17 protein-coding genes are annotated in these 20592 nt (G+C 61.9%); 15 read left to right on the plus strand and 2 right to left on the minus strand.

Annotated features, from left to right (window positions below):
• The first annotated feature begins 20 nt into the window (after nt 1-20).
• The 7 genes from sfnG to BLT00_RS03890 all read left to right on the plus strand — a co-directional run bounded on the left by sfnG (nt 21) and on the right by BLT00_RS03890 (nt 7366).
• Nucleotides 21-1118, plus strand: coding sequence for a dimethylsulfone monooxygenase SfnG (gene sfnG / locus BLT00_RS03860; RefSeq protein ID WP_092141514.1), 1098 nt, complete (start codon nt 21-23; stop codon nt 1116-1118).
• Between the two features lie 14 nt (nt 1119-1132).
• Complete coding sequence (locus tag BLT00_RS03865; protein ID WP_092141511.1) at nt 1133-2293, plus strand: AMP-binding protein; 1161 nt, start codon at nt 1133-1135, stop codon at nt 2291-2293.
• Nucleotides 2294-2306: 13 nt separating this feature from the next.
• Nucleotides 2307-3089, plus strand: a complete 783-nt coding sequence (locus BLT00_RS03870) for an ABC transporter ATP-binding protein (protein ID WP_092141508.1) — start codon at nt 2307-2309, stop codon at nt 3087-3089.
• A 67-nt stretch (nt 3090-3156) separates the two neighbouring features.
• A complete protein-coding gene (locus BLT00_RS03875) occupies nt 3157-4038 on the plus strand; it encodes a branched-chain amino acid ABC transporter permease (RefSeq protein WP_092141505.1) in 882 nt (293 codons plus the stop codon).
• An 11-nt stretch (nt 4039-4049) separates the two neighbouring features.
• Nucleotides 4050-5117, plus strand: coding sequence for a branched-chain amino acid ABC transporter permease (locus BLT00_RS03880; protein WP_092141502.1), 1068 nt, complete (start codon nt 4050-4052; stop codon nt 5115-5117).
• A gap of 72 nt (nt 5118-5189) precedes the next feature.
• The gene (locus tag BLT00_RS03885; protein ID WP_092141499.1) at nt 5190-6515 is read left to right on the plus strand and encodes an ABC transporter substrate-binding protein; all 1326 of its coding nucleotides are present in this window, start codon (nt 5190-5192) and stop codon (nt 6513-6515) included.
• Nucleotides 6516-6571: 56 nt separating this feature from the next.
• On the plus strand, nt 6572-7366 hold the full coding sequence (locus tag BLT00_RS03890) for an ABC transporter ATP-binding protein (protein WP_092141496.1): 795 nt from the start codon (nt 6572-6574) through the stop codon (nt 7364-7366).
• A 169-nt stretch (nt 7367-7535) separates the two neighbouring features.
• Here the strand turns inward: BLT00_RS03890 and BLT00_RS03895 are convergent, their stop codons facing one another.
• Nucleotides 7536-8639, minus strand: a complete 1104-nt coding sequence (locus BLT00_RS03895; RefSeq protein ID WP_092141493.1) for a sigma-54 interaction domain-containing protein — start codon at nt 8637-8639, stop codon at nt 7536-7538.
• A 305-nt stretch (nt 8640-8944) separates the two neighbouring features.
• Between BLT00_RS03895 and BLT00_RS03900 the strand changes: the two genes are divergently transcribed.
• The 3 genes from BLT00_RS03900 to BLT00_RS03910 all read left to right on the plus strand — a co-directional run bounded on the left by BLT00_RS03900 (nt 8945) and on the right by BLT00_RS03910 (nt 12805).
• Nucleotides 8945-10207, plus strand: coding sequence for a serine hydrolase domain-containing protein (locus BLT00_RS03900; RefSeq protein ID WP_092141490.1), 1263 nt, complete (start codon nt 8945-8947; stop codon nt 10205-10207).
• Nucleotides 10208-10324: 117 nt separating this feature from the next.
• Entirely contained in the window at nt 10325-11662 is a 1338-nt protein-coding gene (locus BLT00_RS03905) for an alginate export family protein (RefSeq protein ID WP_092141487.1), read from the plus strand.
• Nucleotides 11663-11701: 39 nt separating this feature from the next.
• A complete protein-coding gene (locus BLT00_RS03910) occupies nt 11702-12805 on the plus strand; it encodes a polyamine ABC transporter substrate-binding protein (RefSeq protein ID WP_092141484.1) in 1104 nt (367 codons plus the stop codon).
• Between the two features lie 48 nt (nt 12806-12853).
• On the opposite strand, the gene BLT00_RS03915 is transcribed toward BLT00_RS03910, so the two are convergent.
• Complete coding sequence (locus tag BLT00_RS03915) at nt 12854-13465, minus strand: TetR/AcrR family transcriptional regulator (RefSeq protein ID WP_092141481.1); 612 nt, start codon at nt 13463-13465, stop codon at nt 12854-12856.
• Between the two features lie 518 nt (nt 13466-13983).
• Here BLT00_RS03915 and gabP point away from each other — a divergent pair.
• From gabP to BLT00_RS31770, 5 genes are all read left to right on the plus strand, one after another.
• Nucleotides 13984-15384, plus strand: coding sequence for a GABA permease (gene gabP, locus BLT00_RS03920; protein ID WP_092141478.1), 1401 nt, complete (start codon nt 13984-13986; stop codon nt 15382-15384).
• Between the two features lie 309 nt (nt 15385-15693).
• Nucleotides 15694-17415 (plus strand): type I secretion system permease/ATPase, encoded by a 1722-nt coding sequence (locus BLT00_RS03925; RefSeq protein ID WP_092141475.1) that lies wholly within the window; start codon nt 15694-15696, stop codon nt 17413-17415.
• Entirely contained in the window at nt 17408-18778 is a 1371-nt protein-coding gene (locus tag BLT00_RS03930; RefSeq protein WP_092141472.1) for an HlyD family type I secretion periplasmic adaptor subunit, read from the plus strand. Before BLT00_RS03925 ends, BLT00_RS03930 begins: the two co-directional genes overlap by 8 nt.
• Before the next feature lie 2 nt (nt 18779-18780).
• Nucleotides 18781-20130 carry a TolC family outer membrane protein gene (locus BLT00_RS03935; RefSeq protein ID WP_092141469.1) on the plus strand — a complete coding sequence of 450 codons (1350 nt, stop codon included), beginning with the start codon at nt 18781-18783 and terminating at the stop codon, nt 20128-20130.
• A 174-nt stretch (nt 20131-20304) separates the two neighbouring features.
• Nucleotides 20305-20460 carry a hypothetical protein gene (locus BLT00_RS31770; RefSeq protein WP_158265792.1) on the plus strand — a complete coding sequence of 52 codons (156 nt, stop codon included), beginning with the start codon at nt 20305-20307 and terminating at the stop codon, nt 20458-20460.
• Nucleotides 20461-20592 lie beyond the last annotated feature (132 nt).

Below are 20592 nucleotides of genomic sequence, written 5' to 3' on the forward strand. Positions count from 1 at the left end.
CGAGCCGTGGAGTACATGCAATGAGCCAGGACACGATCAAATTTGCCTACTGGGTGCCCAACGTCAGTGGCGGGCTGGTGGTCAGCAAAATCGAGCAACGCACCGACTGGGGCATCGACTACAACCGCAAGCTGGCCCAGATCGCTGAAGCGGCCGGCTTCGACTACGCCCTGTCGCAAGTGCGCTTTACTGCCGGTTACGGGGCTGAATACCAACATGAGTCCGTGGCGTTCAGTCATGCCTTGCTGGCCGCCACCACGCGCCTGAAAGTCATCGCCGCGGTGTTGCCGGGGCCGTGGACGCCGTCGGTGTTGGCCAAGCAGATCGCAACCATCGACCACCTGACCGGCGGACGGGTGGCGGTCAACATCGTGTCGGGCTGGTTCAAGGGCGAGTTCACCGCCATTGGCGAGCCATGGCTGGAGCACGATGAGCGCTATCGCCGTTCCGAAGAATTCATCACTGCGCTCAAGGGCATCTGGACCACCGACAACTTCACCTTGCGCGGTGATTTCTACCGCTTCCACGACTACACCCTCAAGCCAAAACCACTGCAGCAGCACCCGGAGATCTTCCAGGGCGGCAGCTCACGTGCGGCGCGGGACATGGCCGCCCGGGTATCGGACTGGTACTTCACCAACGGCAATACCGTGGAAGGCGTCAAGGCGCAGATCGATGACCTCCAGGCGAAAGCCGCGGCCAACAACCACAAGGTCAAGGTCGGCATTAACGCCTTTGTCATTGCCCGCGACACCGAAGAAGAGGCGCGTGCGGTCCTCGCCCAGATCATCGACCAGGCCGATCCAGAGGCCGTCAATGCCTTCGGCGATGCGGCGAAGCAGGCCGGCAAGTCCAGCCCGGAAGGCGAGGGCAATTGGGCCAAGTCCAGCTTCGAGGACCTGGTGCAATACAACGATGGCTTCAAGACCAACCTGATCGGCACACCGCAGCAGATCGCCGAACGCATCGTCGCGCTCAAGGCCGTGGGGGTGGATCTGGTGCTCGCCGGCTTTCTGCACTTCCAGGAAGAAGTCGAATATTTCGGTCGTAAGGTCCTGCCGCTGGTGCGTGAGCTTGAGCAACGCAAAGCGGCAGCCAAAACGGCGGCGGTCGCTTAGGCAAGGGAGGCAGCATGGGTACGTTCACCGACACCCTCGACCCGGTCCCGGCCAGCTTGCCCCAGTGGTTGCAGCGCCAGGCGCTGGAGCATGGCACGGACGTCGCGCTGCGCCACAAGCACCTGGGTGTCTGGCAGGAGCAGAGCTGGGCGCACGTGGCCGATGAGGTGCGCCGTTTCGCCAGTGCCCTGCAAGCCCGCGGTTTTGCGGCGGGCGCGACCCTGACGATCATCAGCCGACCCAGGCCGCAGGCACTGCTTGCCGCCTTGGCCGCGCAATGGCTGGGCGGCGTGGCGAGTCTGTTCGACCCGTTGGACGCATCGGCCGGACAGGTGCAATTGCTCGGCACGCTGCAGCCGGATTTCGTCCTGGTCGAAGGCGTGGAAGACATGCTGCGTCTGCGTGCGGCGCAGGTGGCTGCGCGTGTGCTGGTTTATCTCGACAAGCGTGGCCTGGCGGATTCGACGCCATTTGCGCAAGCGCTGGATTACGCGGCGTTGGCTGCCGAGCGGCCAATCGTTGACCTAGCCCCGCAAGGGCAAGTGCTGCAGACGGCCTTTGTTTTTTATCGCGGAAGTGGACGGGCGATGGAGGAGCAACGCGTCAGCCACGCCGAGCTGCTGCAGGAGGGCCAGCGGTTGGTGACGCGCGAAGGCCTGGGACGGCAGGAAGAGGCATTGGCCGCACGGGCGTTCGCCTCGGGCGGGCAAGCTCGCTATCTGCTGGCGCCCTGGTTGATGGCCGGTTTTCGCCTGAACTTCCCTGAGAACCTGGCGACCCGTGATCGCGACCGTCGCGAGCTGGGCCCGACGCTGGTGGCCGGGACGCGGGAAACCTACGAGCGTTTGCACCGCTATGCGCTGGAACGTTTGCCGGAACCGGGCAGTGGGTCGCGCCGGCTGGTGGACTGGGCGTTGGCTGCGCAGCCGGGGCTGTTGCAACGGCATCTGGGGGACTGGCTGGTTCGCCGGCCTTTGCGCGACGTGCTGGGGTTTTCCCGGACTCGCGCGCCGCTGCTGGTGGGCGATGCCTTGCCGCCCGAAACCCAGGCATTTTTCCAGGCATTGGGTATCGCGGTTCGCCAATGGGACGACGGGGCCCACTGGCAAGCGCCACCGAACCTGGTGCAGCACACCACCGATGACTGGACGGGCCTCCAGTCGCAACTGGCCTGAGAGGAGACGCCCCATGACCCAGACGGCCATCACGCATTTGCTGGAGCTGGACCATATTTCGCTGTCATTCAAAGGCGTCAAAGCGGTCACGGACATCAGCTTTCACGTCGCCGCCGGTGAGATCTGCGCCTTGATCGGCCCCAACGGCGCCGGCAAGAGTTCGTTGCTGAACGTCATCAGTGGCGTGTACCAGGCCCAGGACGGGCACATCCGTTTTGATCGACAGGAGCGGCGCCGGATGCGCCCCCACGACGTGGCGGTTCGCGGCATTGCCCGGACATTTCAGAACATCGCGCTGTTCAAGGGCATGAGCGTGCTCGACAACGTGCTCACCGGCCGCAACCTCAAGCGCCGCAGCACCTGGATCGAGCAGGCGCTGCGCATCGGTCGCGCCCGGGCCGAGGATGACCGTCAGCGCGAAGCGGCCGAGCGTGTCATTGCGTTCCTGCATTTGCAGCCTTGGCGCGACACCCTGGTGGGCACGTTGCCCTATGGCTTGCAGAAGCGGGTGGAACTGGCCCGTGCGCTGGCGGCGGAGCCCCGGCTGTTGCTGCTGGACGAACCCATGGCCGGGATGAACGCCGACGAGAAGCAGCAGATGAGCCGCTTCATCGTCGATATCAATCGTGAACTGGGCACCACCGTGGTGTTGATCGAGCACGATATCGGCGTGGTCATGGACATCAGCGACCACGTGGTGGTGCTCGATTACGGTCGCAAGATCGGCGACGGCTCGCCCGAAGACGTACGGCAGAACCCTGAGGTCATTTCGGCCTACCTGGGAACTCGCCACTGACACTGGATATTCGACGCCTTCCCACCAGGGAGGGCAGGCAAGTTGCGCCCGCAGAACAGGAACAGCTATGGAATTTTTCTTTGAAGTATTGATTGGCGGGTTGTTGGCGGGGGTGATGTACGCCTTGGTGGCCATCGGTTTTGTGCTGATCTACAAGGCCTCCGGGGTATTCAATTTCGCCCAGGGCGCGATGGTGCTGTTCTCGGCGCTGACCTTCGTCAGCCTGGTGGAGCGCGGTGTGCCGTTCTGGCTGGCCTTCGTCATCAGCCTGGCGGCGATGCTGCTGATCGCCCTGGCGGTGGAGCGGGCGGTGCTGCGGCCCTTGGTCAACCGTTCGCCGATCACCCTGTTCATGGCCACCCTCGGGCTGTCCTACGTCATCGAAGGTTTCGCCCAGGCCCTGTGGGGCGCCCAGGTGCATGGCCTGGAACTGGGTATCAGCGATGAGCCGCTGGAGTTGGGTGGGATGTTGTTGTCGCAGTTCGACATTTTTGCCGCAGTGACCGCGGCGTTCCTGGTGCTGCTGTTGTCCTGGCTGTTCAACAAGACCCGGCTCGGATTGTCGTTGCGGGCGGTGGCCGATGACCCGCTGGCGGCACTGGCCGTGGGCATCCGCTTGCAGCGCGTGTGGGTGGTGGTGTGGGCGGTGGCGGGGTTTGTCGGGCTGGTCGCTGGCCTGCTCTGGGGCGCGCGCCTGGGTGTGCAGTTCTCGCTCTCGCTGGTGGTGCTCAAGGCGTTGCCGGTGCTGATCATCGGCGGCTTTACCTCCATCAGCGGGGCGATTGTCGGCGGCTTGATCATCGGTGCCTCGGAGAAGCTGGCCGAGGTTTACCTCGGGCCCTTCATCGGCAGCGGCATCGAGAACTGGTTTCCCTACGTGCTGGCGCTGGTGTTTTTGCTGGTGCGTCCGGCGGGGTTGTTTGGCGAACGGGCCATCGAACGGGTTTAGGGGAGCGCATCATGTTTTATCGAGAAGCAGGCCAGTTCAACACCCGCTATGCCCAGGACCGCCGGGTCTTCGCGCTGCGCCAGGACCGTCACGGGCTGGTCGCGTTGCTGCTGTTTGCCTTTGTCGTGGTGCCTTGGCTGGGCAATGACTACTGGTTCAGCGCGATCCTGATTCCGTTCCTGGTGCTGTCCCTGGCCGGGTTGGGGCTCAATCTGCTCACTGGCTATGCCGGGCAACTGTCCCTCGGTTCGGCGGCGTTCATGGCGGTGGGCGCCTTTGCCACCTACAACCTTGAAATAAGGGTCGCCGGCTTGCCGTTGTTGGTCAGTATCGCCCTGGGCGGATTGACGGCGGCGTTGGTGGCGGTGCTGTTCGGCTTGCCGAGTTTGCGCATCAAAGGCTTCTACCTGCTGGTCTCGACCCTGGCAGCGCAGTTCTTCGTGACCTGGGCGCTGACCCGGTTCAGTTGGTTTTCCAACAACAGCGCTTCGGGCGTGATCAGCGCGCCGCGCCTGGACGTATTCGGGATAAACCTCGACGCGCCGGCCGGCCGCTATCTGTTGACCCTGAGCGTGGTGGTAGCGCTGTTCTGGCTGGGCAAGAACCTGGTGCGCAGCGAGTTGGGGCGCAACTGGATGGCGGTGCGCGACATGGACACCGCCGCCGCGGTCATCGGCATTGCATTGGCAAAAACCAAGCTGCTGGCGTTCGCCATCAGCGGTTTTTTCCTCGGGGTGGCCGGTGCGCTCTGGGCCTTCGCTTACCTGGGCACGGTGGAGCCCCACGGGTTCGACCTCAATCGGTCGTTCCAGATTCTGTTCATCATCATTATCGGTGGCCTCGGCAGCCTGCTGGGCAACTTCCTCGGCGCGGCCTTCATCGTGCTGTTTCCGGTGTTGCTCTCGAACCTGGTGTCGCTGCTGCCCGGCGGGCTGGTGGACGCCGGCCAGGTGGAGAACCTGCAGAAGATGATATTCGGCGCCCTGATCATTTTGTTCCTGATCAAGGAACCAGAGGGCCTTGCGCGCCTCTGGCAGAGATTTCGCCAGCGCGCTCGGCTGTGGCCGTTGCGCTACTGAGCGAACCGCACAACGCGGGTTTGCAGTTCCATTTTGTTGGCTTATCCATGGCTCCATAACAAGGAAAATCCGATGTTCAAACGATCATTCGCCAGCAGCCTGGCACTGGCCCTGAGCCTCACCGCCGCGGCGTTCACCGTCCAGGCGGACAACGAGCAATACTTCCCACTGCAAAGCTATCGCGTCGGCCCTTATGCGGCCGGCGGCACCGGTTTTTTCGGCGGCTTCATCGACTACCTCAAGTACGTCAACGCCAATGGCGGCGTGAACGGCGTCAAGCTGACCTGGAGTGAGTGCGAGACCGAATACGTGGTCGAGAAAGGCGTGGAGTGCTACGAACGCCTGAAGAAAGGCTTGAACGGCGCGCCAGCGGCGGCCACCAACCCATTATCGGTGGGCATCGCCTACGCCACGCTGGAGCGTTCGACGGCCGACAAACTGCCGCTGATCACCATCAACCATGGGCGTACGGATTCCACCGATGGCAGCGTGTTCCCCTACGTTTTCCCGTTGCAGCTGAACCCCTATTCGGAGGTCTCGGCGATCATCAATTACATCGGCCAGCGCGCCGGCGGGTTGGACAAGCTCAAGGGCTTGAAGATCGTCACCCTGTATCACGGTTCGCCCTATGGCAAGGAAACCAATGAGGTCCTGCAAACCCTGGCCGACAAATACGGTTTTGCGCTGACCTTGCTGGAGGTGCCGCACCCGGGCAACGAGCAACAATCGCAATGGTTGAATATCCGTCGGGAAAAACCTGATTGGGTGATCCTGCGCGGTTGGGGCGTGATGAACCCGGTGGCGCTGAAAACCGCGCAGAAAGTCGGTTTCCCGGCCGACCACATCATCGGCAATATCTGGAGCAACTCCGAGGATGACGCTGCGCCGGCCGGTGCCGCGGCCAAGGGCTTCATCGCCATCACCACGCACCCTTCGGGCATCGATTTTCCAGTGTTGCAGGGCATCAAGAAACAAGTGGTCGACGCCGGCCATGGCGACTTGGCCGATCCCAAACGGTTCGGCACCGTGTACTACAACCTCGGCGTGGTCAACGGCATTCTCAACGTAGAAGCACTGCGCATTGCCCAGCAGAAATTCGGTCAGCAACCCCTGATGGGTGAGCAGGTGCGTTGGGGCTTCGAGAACCTCAAGCTCGACGACGCCCGGCTCAAGGAACTGGGGGCGTTGGGCCTGGTTCAGCCGTTGCAGTTGTCGTGCTCGGACCATGAAGGCGGTGGCGCGGTGCGCTTCCAGCAATGGGACGGTACGCAGTGGAAGCTGATCAGTGACTGGGTACAGGCTGACCGTGCCTTGCTGCGACCGATCATCGAAGCGTCTTCGCATCAGTACGCCCGGGAAAAAGGCCTTACCCCGCGTGATTGCAGCAAGGAATCCTGAGGCATCGCGGCAACCGGGCGCACGCGTCCGGTCGCTGTCTGAAAAGGTGAAACAGCATGGCGACGAACGTGCCGATCCTGCAGATCGACGATATTGAAGTGCTCTACGAACAGACCATCCTGGCGGTGCGCAGCGTGTCGCTGGAGGTGGGAAAAGGGCAGGTCGTGGTGCTGCTGGGCGCCAACGGCGCGGGTAAAAGCACCACGCTGAAGGCGGCCTCCAACCTGGTGCGCGCCGAACGCGGCGAGGTGGTGCGGGGGCGGATTGTCTACCAAGGGCGAGACGTGACCCGCAGCGCGCCTCATACCTTGGCGGCGAGCGGCCTGGTGCAAGTGCTGGAAGGTCGGCATTGCTTTGCCCAGTTGAGCGTGGAGGAAAACCTGCTGGCCGGTGCCCTGGCGCGCCAGGTGCCACGGCGCCAGTTGCTGGCTGACCTGGAATCGGTTTACGGCCATTTTCCCCGACTGAAACTGCGGCGCAAAAGCCTGGCCGGCTACACCTCGGGCGGCGAGCAACAGATGATCGCGATCGGTCGTGCGCTGATGGCCAGGCCGCAACTGGTCTTGCTGGACGAACCGTCGATGGGGTTGGCGCCGCAGATCGTCGAGGAAATCTTCGAGATCGTGCGGCAACTCAATCAGCGTGATGGTGTGAGCTTCTTGATCGCCGAGCAGAACATCAACATCGCCCTGCGCTACGCCCACTACGGTTACGTGTTGGAAAGCGGTCGCGTGGTCAGTGAAGGCAGCGCCGAACAACTGGCGGCCCGCAGCGATCTCCAGGATTTCTACCTGGGCGCGCGAACGAGAGGCCAGGAAGCATCCGAGATTGAAGCAAGGAGCTCCCCCTAAAAGGGCCACTGTCGAATCGCTTTTGTGGCGAGGGAGCTTGCTCCCGCTGGGCTGCGCAGCAGCCCCAAAGCCAGTCATCGAGGTGTATCAGGTGGATGTCATCCGTTTCATGGGGGGCGCTGCGCAACCCAGCGGGAGCAAGCTCCCTCGCCGCGGAGCCCTTTGGAACTCAGGTCGACAGGTTGATCACCCGGCCATCCCGGGTGTCCAGTGCCGGGCGGCGCCGATTGACCACCAGTTCGCCAATCCTGATCAGCAACGTGCGGGTGACATTGCGGCTCAGGCCCAACAGGCTGGCGGTGTGGACCTGATTGCAATTGGCGTATCGGTAGGCGGTGCGTAGCAACTCGGCCTCGACCTTTTCATACACGTCGCCATGCTCTTGCTCGAGCAGTTTCTCGAAGGCTTTTTGCAAAAGCGCCTCTGCGCTTTGAGGGGCCGAGTCCGGCGGGTTGTCCCGGCGTTCGATACGGAGGTTCGACAGGTGCAGGTCCTGCACGCCGATCACATTGTTACGGCAAATCAACAGGGTGTGGTGGATGACATTTTCCAGCTCGCGGATATTCCCCGGCCAGGAATAGTCGAGCAATTTGCGCTGTGCCTGGGCATCCAGCGTTACCTCGCCGTGACCGAGCCTGCGGCTGTACTCGGCAATGAAGTGGCGGATCAGCGGCAGGATGTCACCGGGGCGTTCGCGCAGCGGCTTGAGCACCAGGCTGACCACGTTCAGGCGGTAATAGAGGTCTTCGCGAAAGTGTCCGGCATTGATGGCTTTTTCCAGCTGTACGTTGGTGGCCGCCAACACGCGTACATTGATCTTGATGCTCTTGCGCGACCCCAGTCGAACCACTTCGCGTTCCTGCAATACCCGCAGCAACTTGACCTGGATCGGCAGCGGCAGATCACCGATTTCATCGAGGAACAAGGTGCCACCATCCGCTTCCTCGAACCAGCCGGCCTTGGCCGTCAACGCGCCGGTGAAGGCGCCTTTTTCATGGCCGAACAGTTCGGCCTCCACCAGGGTTTCGGAAAACGCCCCGCAGTTGACCGCCACGAACGGCTTGTGGCGACGGGCGCTGAGGTTGTGTACGTGGCGCGCCACCAGTTCCTTGCCGGTGCCGGTCTGGCCGATGATCAGCACGCTGGCGTCACTGGGCGCGACTTGCTGCAGGTGAGCCAGCAACGCGCGGGAGGTAGGGTCTTCGAAGACCTGGGCCGTGGCACGAATCGAGGTGGCCAGGCCGGGAGAGGGGGGAAGTGTTAGAAGCTGCATGACGGTGGCCCGTTAATGAGATTGCCGTGACTGAGGATGGGTAAATGCCAATATTCTTGAGGCAGTACCGCGAAGCCATTGGGCTTAAGGCTTAATCTAAATGATCTAAAAAATATAAAACAAATAACCTTTAGTTATTTGCTTAAGGCTTTCGTCCCAGAATTCAGTACAGCGCTATGCGTCATGTCGCCGTTAACGAGATAAATTGAAATGACCATAAAAAGTTTTATTGACTAAAAAATTACATCGGGTAATTATTTCCCTGCATCTGCTTTCACGCAGAGTCATTTTGCAGGGGCAACCCGATGAATCAGAACACCGTGCCTTCACTGGCCAGTCTTTACGTCGAGACTCACGAATCGCCATTTGACGCACGCCTGGCGCCTTCACTCATGCAAGGCTTTCCCGCCGAACCCCACCGCCGCGTCACCTGGCACAACTGGATGAGCCCACCGTTCAACCAGTGGGGCTTCCGCAACCTGGCGCGCTTGCGTCCTTCCATCGATGTGCGGGCCGGTAGCGGACCGGTCAGCGCGTTCAAGCAGGCGCTCCAGCCGCTGGATGAGCTGCACTTCGACAGCGAGTGTGGCTTGAGCATCAGCGTGATCGACCACCTGATCGCCAGCCAGACCGATGGGTTCCTGGTCCTCAAGGGCGACACCGTGCTGTTCGAGCGCTACTTCAATGGCCAGTGCCCCCAGGACCGGCACATCATGTTTTCGGTGACCAAGTCGCTGATCGGTGCCCTGGGCGAGCAACTGGTCTGCGAAGGCCTGTTGGACCCGACGCTGACAGCCGCCCGTTACGTACCGGAACTGACGGGCAGCGCGTTCGGCGATGCGACCGTGCGCCAGCTGTTCGACATGGCCGTGGCCGTCGATTACAGCGAGGTCTATGAGGACCCGGATTCCGAGAGTTCCCAATACGGCTACGCCTGCGGTTTCCAGCCGGCGCCAGCGCAGTACACGACGTTCGAATCCCTGTATCAGTACTTGCCGTCATTGAGAAAGCGCGGCAGTCACGGCGGCTTTTTCCACTACGTGACGGCCACCACCGAGGCGTTGGCCTGGGTCATGGAGCGGGCATCAGGCAAGGCCTGCCATCAGTTGCTGCAAGACATCTGGAGCCAGTTGGGCTGTGAACGTGACGGCTACTTCCTGGCGGATCCCTGGGGCCGCAGCGTCGCCGGTGCCGGTTTCAGTGCGACCTTGCGTGACATGGCGCGCTTCGGTCGCCTGCTGGCCAACGATGGCCGCCAGGGTAGGACACAACTGCTCTCGGCCGAGGCGCTCGCCGGTATCGCCACCGGAGCCGACCCCGCGATCTACGCTGCATCCCCCGACTTTTCGAGCTGGACCCCAGGCGCGTCCTACCGCAGCCAATGGTATGTCTTCAACGACCACAGCCAGGCGCTCATGGCCGGTGGCATCCATGGTCAATACCTGTTCATCGACAAACCGTCCGGCGTGGTGATCGTCAAGCAGTCGTCCCTGGGCGAGGCCGTCAGCCCATTCGACGGCGACAGCGTACGCATGTTGCGCGCCATCGCGGCGCACCTGACGCCCTGACTGCATCCGATAAACACAACAATTTTGCGTTCCGCTCACCTGGCCCACCAGGTGTTGGCGCGGGTTTGCGCCGCCATTCACTGCCCTGTAACAACAATAATCACACAGGAGCTCCATATGGTTTCCATGATGCGTTTGTCCCGAACGTTCCTCGTGCTCGGGTTACCCTTGACCGCCCAGGTTGCCTGGGCGGGCTACACCTTCGAGGAGGGCAACCTCAAGGGCGAGGTCAACTTCAGTGCCGGTGGCGCAGTCCTTTCTACCCGCAACGTCAACTTTGGCGGCGGCGTGGTGGACATGCGCAGCGGCAAGAATCGCGGCACGAAAATCGACTGGCAGGAGTTCTACGTCAAGCCGGGCATCAAGTTGGAATATGCCGTGCAGCCGGATTTCGCCCTGTTGGCTGGCGGCTCCCTGGTGGGGGCGACCACCTTCGGTGATGGCGATGCCGGTGGTTTTACCCGCAGTTCCGACGGCAAGGTGTCGACCGAAGAGTTCTACGGTGGTTTCCGCGCCGGGGAGTGGACGGTCACGGGCGGTCGCCAGAACTACATGATCGGCAACGGTTTCATCGTGATGGATGGCAACCTCGACCAGTTGAACGACGGCGCCTACTGGCTCGCCCCACGCACCGCCTTCAAGGATTCGGCGGTGGTTGCCTGGGACCACGGCGCGTTGAAGGTCCAGGGCTTCAGCCTGGGAACCGACAGCGACCTGGGTGATTTCCGCATGAGTGGTGTGAACCTGGACTACAACCTCGACGACCAGGTGACGCTGGGTGTCACCGCGTTGAAGGTCAAGGCCATGGGGCCCAAGGGCAGCACGTTGCCGCGCCGTCGCGATGGCATGCTGGTGTATAACGTCAGGGCCTTGAACGCCCGGCTCCCGGCTATCCCGGACCTGACCCTCAATGCCGAATATGCCCTGGAACGAGGCAGCGGCGAAGGCGTGGATTACGATGCCAAGGCCTGGTACGGCAAGGCGGATTACACCTTCAGCACGCTGCCGTTGACTCCGGTGATCGGCTACCGCTACGCGAGCTTTTCCGGCGACGACAACCTCACGGACAACCGACAGAAAGCCTGGGACCCGTTGAGCAAGGGCTTCGTCGACTGGAGCACCTGGCTGATCGGTGATGTCGTCGGCAACTACCTGCTGTTCAACAGCAACGAAAACGTCCAGCAGTTCTCACTCAAGACCCACCTCAACGAAACCCTTACGCTCGGTGCGATCCACTACCAGTTCTGGCTGGACGAAAAAAACTACATGGGCACCGCCGTCAGCGACAAACGGTTTGCCGACGAAAGTGTAGTCTTCCTGGATTGGGCGCCTTCGAAGTCGTTGTCTACCTCGCTGTCCTATAACTGGGTCAAGCCCATGGCAGCGGCCAGGCAAGTCTTCGGCGACGACCGGAAATTCAGCGCGCTGGAACTCTACTTCACCTATCGCTATTAAGTGCCGCGAGCCTTCGCGGCCGCGCTGGAGTGTTTGATCATGAGCCTGTTTTTGCGCAACACCTTGCTGGGCGCTGTCGTTTCGATGTTGGTCAGTGGCGCAAGCCTGGCCGAAGAGCGGACGGTGCGAATCTATAACTGGATCGAGTACCTGCCGCCTGAAATCCTCAAGAGTTTCGAGGAGGAAACCGGCATCCGTCCCATCTACGACGTTTTCGACAGCGTCGAGACCTTGGAGTCCAAACTCCTGACCGGCAACTCCGGGTATGACGTGGTCTACCCGAGCAGTTCCAACGTCAGCCACCTGATTGCCGCCGGTGCCGTCCAACCCCTGGACCACAGCCAATTGCCCAACTGGCAGCATCTGGACCCCGAGTTCATGAAAACCCTGGAAGCCATCGGTGACGAAGGCAACCGTTACGCGGCGCCGTATCTCTGGGGCACGACCCTGATCGGCTATAACGTCGACAAGGTCCGGCAGGTGCTCGGGGCTGACGTGCAGATGAATACCTGGGACATCATCTTCAAGGAAGAGAATATGGCCAAGTTGGCCAGTTGCGGTGTCGGCTTCCTTGATGCGGCGAACGAGATCGTACCCATCGCCTTGCATTACAAAGGCCTGGATCCCAACAGCCAGAAGCGCGAAGACTACCCGCAGGCCCAGGCGGCGATGCACACGGTTCGCCCGTACATCACCTATTTCAACTCGTCACGCTATGGCATGGACCTGGCCAACGGTGAGATCTGCGTCGGGGTGGGCTGGTCTGGCGGCGTGGCCCTGGCCACGCGACTGGCCGATGCCGCCGGCAAGGGTGTCAAGGTGGCGATGGCCTTACCCAAGGAAGGTGCGCCGATGTGGGCGGACGTAATGATGGTGCCCACCAACGCCCCTCATACCGCAGAGGCCTACGCCTTCATCAACTACATCCTGCGCCCGGATGTGATTGCCCGGATCAGCAACAAGATTGGTTACCCCAACCCGAACAAGGACGCCACGGCTTTGGTGGACGCCGAGATCCGTAGCAACCCGGCCATGTATATACCGGATGAAGCTCGCAAGACCCTGTTCATGCTAGAGCCCGTGCCGGCTGCCGTGGAGCGGATCCGCACGCGCACCTGGACCGCCATCAAGACCAATCGCTGATCAGGCTGGCCCGGCGTCGCGACGCCGGGCGCTTATCGGTGGATGTGCTCAGGCGCGCATGCCCTGGAACAGCAGCTCAGTGATACGCCGGACCTGCGTGGAATGGGCTTCGATATCCGGTTGTTCCTGGTTGACCAGCCTGTACAGCTGCAAGTGCGAATAGTCGTTCAACAGGAACGCGGCGAGGTCCACGTCCAGGTCGGCGCGTAATTTGCCGGCCTGTTGCAATTCCCTGATCAGCCCACTGATTTCGGCCCTGAGCGCATCGTTCATGGCGCGATAACCCTCGGGCAGCCCGTTGTCGCCGCCAAACAGAATCAGCGGCAGCAATTCACGCCACAAGCTCGGGTGCATGACTTCCAGCGCATAACCGGTCAACAGTCGCTCCAGATAACACAACGCTTCGACCGGGTCTTCGATGTCAGGCATTTGGCTACGGGTGTCGCTGAGCGCGCGCTGGTCGGCGTCGTGCAGGATCTCCAGGATGATTTCCTGCTTGTTGCCGAAGTACTTGAACACGGTGGGCGCCGATACGCCGGCCTGGCTGGCGATCTGTTCGATGGTGGTGTTCTGGAAACCCTGGCGCTCGAACAGTTCGACCGCTGCCTTGCTGATGGCTTGGCGGCGTTCGGCTTTTTGACGTTCACGCAGTCCGCTCACGGGAGGTCCTTGTTGGAGAGAAGAGAATAGAAGGCCGGTGCTTCCACAGGGGCTTGTGACTGACTTGCCTTCCGAACTCATGCAAAAATACTTAACTGAATAAAATGTTTAAAGCATTTATTTCAGCGTTTTCGGTGGAGTGCTGATCGGGAGTTTTTGTGGCGAGGGGATTTAATCCCAGCTGGGCTGCGCAGCAGCCCTAAAAACGTTCGGCTCGGTGTCAAGTCAACGGCATTTTCGGGGGCTGCTACGCAGCCTAACGGGGATAAATCCCCTCGCCACAATGGGCAAAACGCCATGTCCCACTTGGCGAAATCAGGCACAGAGATGGCGCGTTCAGGTAACTAACTCGGGAGGGAAGGCAGGTAACGTGGCGCGACTTTTCACCGCAAGTGCGCACGTTCGCCCAGGGTGGATCAACACAACCAAACGCTGCCGCTTCCAGGAGGGGCGGGAAACCAGCAACACCGACTGTCCCTGCGCGCGTCTCAATGTTCGATCACAAGAGAATAAAAAGAATGACCAGCCCCAGCTTCAAGGACTCGAACGGCCATCTGGCACAGGGCTTCAAGCCTCGTCACGTCACCATGCTGTCCATTGCCGGAATCATCGGCGCGGGTCTGTTCGTGGGATCGGGGCATGCCATTGCCGCCGCTGGCCCGGCCGTCATGCTGGCCTATCTGTTCTCCGGGCTGTTGGTGGTCCTGGTCATGCGCATGCTGGGCGAGATGGCCGTCGCCAATCCGGACACCGGCTCCTTCTCCACCTATGCCGACCAGGCCATCGGACGCTGGGCAGGCTTTACCATCGGTTGGCTCTACTGGTGGTTCTGGGTGCTGGTGATTCCCATCGAAGCGTTGGCCGCCGGTCATGTGCTGAACCAGTGGTTTCCCGCCATCGACGCGTGGTTGTTTGCCTCGGTCTCCATCGTTCTGCTGGCCGTGACGAATCTGTTCAGCGTGTCCAAATACGGCGAGTTCGAGTTCTGGTTCGCCATGGCCAAGGTCGTGGCGATCATCGGCTTCATCTCCCTGGGTTTCGCGGTGCTGATGGGGTGGATTCCCGAGCGTGAAGCCAGCGGCCTGAGTCGGTTGATGGAGGAACATGGCGGGTTCGCCCCCAACGGCCTGTCGGCGGTGGTGGGCGCGTTCATTACCATCATGTTCAGCTTCATCGGTACGGAGGCGGTGACCATCGCCGCTGCCGAATCCGATAACCCTGCGCAGAATATTGCCAAGGCCACCCGTTCGGTGATCTGGCGCATCGGTGTGTTCTACCTGCTGTCGATCTTCGTGGTCATTTCCGTGGTCCCCTGGAACGATCCGCTCCTGGCTTCAGTGGGTTCCTACCAGCGGGCCCTGGAACTGATGAACATTCCCCACGCCAAATTCCTGGTGGATGTGGTGGTGCTGATCGCCGTGGCCAGTTGCATGAACTCCTCGATCTACATCGCCTCGCGGATGTTGTACTCCCTGGGGCGTCGCGGCGATGCGCCAAAGGCCTTGAAGGTGACGTCTTCGGCTGGTGTGCCACGGTCCGCGGTGATTGCCAGTACCGTACTGGGTGCGGGCGTCACCTTGTTCAGTTACTTCATGCCCGCCGGCCTGTTCCAGTTCCTGCTCGCCAGCTCCGGCGCCATCGCCTTGCTGGTGTATCTGGTGATCGCCATCTCGCAACTGCGCATGCGCCGGATGTTGCAACGGCAGAATATCGAGCTGCCTTTTCGCATGTGGCTGTTCCCCTGGCTGACATGGTTGGTCATCGTGTTCATCTCGGCGGCGCTGGCGGTCATGATGGTCACGCCCGAGCATCGCAGCGAGGTCAGTACCACCTTGGGCCTGGCATTGGTCATTTCCTTTATCGGGTTGGTGACGTCGCGGCATTCGCCCCAGCCTGAACGGGTCGTTTCCCTCGGCTAGCCAAGCTGTTTTTACCCGGTTGACGCCACGTTACTGGCGTCAACAAAACCTCATTTCGGGCCCATTCGGGAGGCAATAAGCTCCGCCTTGAAACGCGGCCCGTCCGCTTGTCACCCACTTGCAAGCACACCCCTGCAAACCGGCACTAACCCACGGCTGCGTTGTCAGTAATTGGCGCCTGTAGGGATGAGGATCGCCCCTGATAACAGCACGCCAGCTGGATTAGTTTTTTCTCGATCACGCTCGGGAAAAAAGGCCTTGCGATGGATTGCGTCCTGGACCGACCATTTCTCTTGCAGGCGATTTCCCATGGGGTTTCTACTCGATCCGCGTCATGACATTGATGCTGCCTTATTGAGCTACCGCCGGGTGTTCTGGGCGCTGGCATTGTTCAGTGGCGTGATCAATCTGCTGGTGCTGGTGCCGTCGCTCTACATGATGCAGGTCTACGACCGGGTCCTGACCAGCCGCAACGAAACCACCTTGTTCATGCTGACCTTGATGGCCCTGGGACTGTTCATGTTCAGCGCCCTCATCGAGTGGGTCCGTGGCGAGGTGATGATTCGCATGAGCGCGGGGCTGGATGAAGCCTTGGGCGAGCGGATTTTCGACGCCGCCTTCGCTCGCAGCCTGCGCGAGCACAACGCCAACCCGGCGCAGGTGCTCACCGACCTGGCAACGCTGCGCCAGTTGATTACCGGGCAGGGCCTGATCGCCTTGCTCGATGCACCCTGGCTGCCGATCTTCTTGCTGGTGGCGTTCATCTTTCACCCCTGGTTCGGTGTGCTGACATTGGTGTTGGCCTTGGTGCTGATCGGCTTGGCGCTGTGGGGAGAACTTGCGACGCGAACACGCCTGGGGGAGGCCAATCGACTGGGGGTGCAGTCGTCGATCTATGTGAACAGCACGCTGCACAATGCCGAAGTTATCCAGGCCCTGGGCATGCTCGGGCCGCTGCGTCAGCGCTGGAGCCTGTTGCAGCAACGGATCATTGCCGCCCAGGCCCATGCCAGCGACCGCAGTGCACGTATTACCTCGACGACTCGTTTCGTGCGGATCTCCGGGCAGTCCCTGGCGTTGGGGTTGGGCGCTTTGCTGGTGCTTGAAGGCCAACTGTCGGCGGGCATGATGATTGCGATGTCGCTGTTGCTGGGACGGGCCTTGGCACCCGTGGAAATCGCCATTGGCTCGTGGAAGCAATTCAATTCCGGACGCCAGAGCTACCAGCGCCTGAGCCAATTGCTGGCCCAGCACCCTCGCGAGCGCCTGCGCATGCCGTTGCCACCGCCCAGCGGCGCGGTGCGCCTGGAACAGTTGTATGTCGGTCCGCCAGGTGCTTCGCAGCCGATCCTGCGCGGGATCAATTTCAGCCTCGCCAAAGGCGATGTGCTGGCGGTGGTCGGGCCCAGCGCCAGTGGTAAATCGACACTGGCGCGCGCCTTGGTCGGGGTCTGGCCGGCCATGGGCGGGTCGGTGCGCCTGGACGATGCCGAGATCAGCCAGTGGTCCCACGATGCCTTGGGCCCGTACCTTGGATACCTGCCACAGGACATCGAGCTGTTCGATGGCACGGTCGCCGACAACATTGCCCGCTTCGGTGAGCAGGACGCCGACAAGATCATCGCCGCCGGGCGTCATGCCGGCATCCACGAAATGATCCTAAGGTTCCCCAAGGGCTACGACACGCCGTTGGGCCCGGGTGGGCTTGGCTTGTCCGGTGGGCAAAAGCAACGCCTGGGCCTGGCTCGCGCGCTCTATGGGCGGCCGTCGCTGATCGTGCTCGATGAGCCCAACTCCAACCTCGATGAAGCCGGAGAATTGGCGCTGGTGCAGGCCATCAGTGCGCTCAAGGCAGCCGGCAGCACCGTGGTGTTGATTACCCACCGTCCCAATGTACTGGCGGTGGTCGATCACATCCTGGTGCTCAAGGACGGTACTCAACAAGCGTTCGGCCCTCGGGACCGGGTGCTCAAGGCATTGATGCCGGGGCCGAGACCGGCCGCGGTCAGGGAGGCGGGCGGCGATGCGTGATCTGACTCCAGGGGCACAAGCGTACAGCGAGCAGGGGCTGAGTGTGCGCAGCACCACGACGCTGCCTAGTGCCAGCACCGACGCCGGGAGCGCGGCGCGTTATGGCGTGGGATTCCTGGTCCTGACGCTGGGTGGTTTCCTGCTCTGGGCCTGCCTGGCGCCGCTCGACCAAGGGGTGGTAGGCAGTGGCACCGTGGTGGTGGCGGGGGAGCGCAAGGCCGTGCAGTCGCTGGTCGGCGGAGTCGTGGAAAAACTGCTGGTCAGCGACGGCGACCGCGTCACCCAGGGGCAATTGCTCGTGCAACTCAACACGGTGCAAGCGCAGTCGCAATTGGACGTAACCCTGGGCAAGCTGCTCAATGATCGCAGCATCGAGGCGCGCTTGATTGCCGAGCGCCTGGGCAGCGCCGAGATCCAATGGCCCGCGGAACTGCTGGCCCACGCCGACGAACCGCGAGTCAAGGCGGCCATGGCCTTGCAGAGCCAGTTGTTCATCACCCGCCGTGCGGAGCTGGGCAGCCGCTTGCAGATCATCGAGCACGAAGCCGCGGCCTTGCAGCAGCAATTGCTTGGCTACGAAGGCGTCAAGCGCAACTACGACGCGCAGATGCGTTTCCAGCAGCAGGAGCTTGAAGGCCTGCGCGATTTGGCCCGCGAAGGCTACGTTCCGCGCAACAAACTCTTCGAGGCCGAGCGCAACGCGGCCCAGTTGGCGGGACAGATCGCCTCCGGTGTGGGTGATGTCGGCAGGACCCGGCAGGCGATCAATGAAAGCCGACTCAAGGCCCTGCAGGCGCAGCAGGAGTTTCGCCGTGATGCCGAAACCCAGCTCAGCGAAGTCTCGGCCGAGGCCGCTGGTTATGCCGATCAGATTCGTGCCTTGCAGTTTGAAGTCGACAACGGTGCAATCCGTGCGCCGGTGGCCGGGCAAGTCATGGATGTGAGCATTCATACCGTCGGCGGCGTTGCGCAGGCCGGCCAGACGCTGATGCAGGTGGTGCCGCTGGATGCACCGATGGCGATCACCGCGCGTTTCGAGCCGCTGATGGCCAACAAACTGCGCCCGGGCCTGCCGGTGCATGTGCATTTCACCGCGCTGCAACGGGTGGATACGCCGACGGTCACCGGCACGGTGACGACGGTGTCGGCGGACCAGTTGATCGATGAGCAGACACACCAACCGTACTTTTCCGCCAAGGTCGAGATTCCCGCCGACACCGTGGTTGAGTTGCAGCGCGCCGGTCTGCTGGTGCGCCCGGGCATGCTCGCCGACGTCACGGTGGTGACGGGCGAGCGCACCTTGATGAATTACCTGATGAAGCCTTTGCGTGAACGCTTGCTTGCAGCCTTCAAGGAGGAATGAGCATGGTCGACCGTCGCCGCTACCGTTGCCGTGTGTTGCTGGGCCTGTATACCGGTTGGGCGTTGATCGATCCGCTGTGGGCTGCCGAGGGAGGCCTGAGCCTCACCGCCGCCTACGATGCCTCGCGCCTCAATGATCCGACCGTGCAATCGGCGGCTCACGCTTTTGAAGCTTCGCGGCATGAAGAGGACATCGGGCGTGGCGGCCTTTACCCGCAAGTGTCGCTGACCTCGCGCTACGGCTACGGCGGGCGGACCGACGGCGGTGACGACAGCACTTACGTCAACAGCAACGATTACCAGGCCAACAACGTCACGCTGGCGGCGCAACAGCCGCTCTACGACAAGGCCCGCTGGGCTGCGTACCAGGAAGGCAAGGCGCGGGGGCAACTGGGTATTCAGGTGTTCGACGTGGCCGATCAGACCTTGTATGACCGGGTGGCAAAGGGGTATTTCGACGTTGCCCGGGCCGAGAACGAGATCAAGCTGATCCAGCAGCAAAAGGCGGCCATCCAAGGCTTGGTCATCCAGAGCAAAAAACTGTACGAGGGCGGCCAAGGCGCGATCACCGATATCGACGAAGCCCAGGCGCGGCTCGACCTGGTGCATGCCCAGGAGGCTGAAGCCCAGGCGCGTCGCGTGGCGGCGTTGCGGGCCTTGTCCGGGCGTGCCAGCGTGCCCATCGATGACATCCTGCCGATGCGCGAAGAACTGGCCGCCGGCAGTCCGATCCCGCCTGAGCAGGACTTACCGTACTGGACGGCGATTGCCCGTGAAGCCAGCCCCGAACTGGCCGCTCGGCTGGCCGCGGTGAAAGTGGCCGAGGCCCAGGCCGACAGCCAGCGTGCCGGGCATTATCCAACCTTGTCGCTGACCACTCAGTTGACCCGGCGGGAAACCCGTCAATACCAGGAACTCGACCCGCGCCAGGACACCTACTACGTGGGGGTGCAGTTGGATATTCCGTTGTATCGCGGCGGGGCGGTACGGGCGTCGGTGGCCAAGGCCGAAGCGCAACTGGCCGGCGCCCAGTCCGACTACGACGTGCAACGCCAACAACTGGCCGAGGATATCGAGGCCGATTACCTGGGCGTCGTAGCCGGGTTTGCCAAGAGTAAGGCGATGCAACGGGCGGTGGAGTCCAATCAGCGAGCACTGACCTCGACGGAAAAAGGCTTCCAGGGCGGCGTGCGCTCCACGGTGGATATTCTTGACGCGCAGCAGCGGCTGTTCCAGGCCCGTCGAGACCTGCTCAATACCAAGCTCGACATGCTGCAAAGCTATGTGAGCCTGCACACCCACACCGGCCAGATGAACCACGCGGTACTGGAGCAGGTGCAAAGCTTGTTCTAGACAATCCAGGGTTCAAGTTCGCAACTTATCCCTGTGGCGAGGGAGCTTGCTCCCGCTGGGCTGCGAAGCGGCCCCAAACCCAGACAATGCGTGGTATCAGGCAGACCGAGTCCACCGGTTCACGACTGCTGCGCAGCCGAGCGGGAGCAAGCTCCCTCGCCACAAAAGCCGCCCATGACCTTCAACTTTTCTGGCACAACACGCCGTCCCCAGGCCCGTCGAGACCTGCTCAATACCAAGCTCGACATGCTGCAAAGCTATGTGAGCCTGCACACCCACACCGGCCAGATGAACCGCGCGGTGCTGGAGCAGGTGCAAAGCTTGTTCTAGACAAGCCAGGGTTCAAGTTCGCAACTTATCCCTGTGGCGAGGGAGCTTGCTCCCGCTGGGCTGCGAAGCGGCCCCAAACCCAGACAATGCGTGGTATCAGGCAGACCGAGTCCACCGGTTCACGACTGCTGC

Origin of the sequence: Pseudomonas sp. NFACC51, from assembly GCF_900103575.1 — a bacterium.
GTDB lineage: Bacteria > Pseudomonadota > Gammaproteobacteria > Pseudomonadales > Pseudomonadaceae > Aquipseudomonas > Aquipseudomonas fluorescens_Q.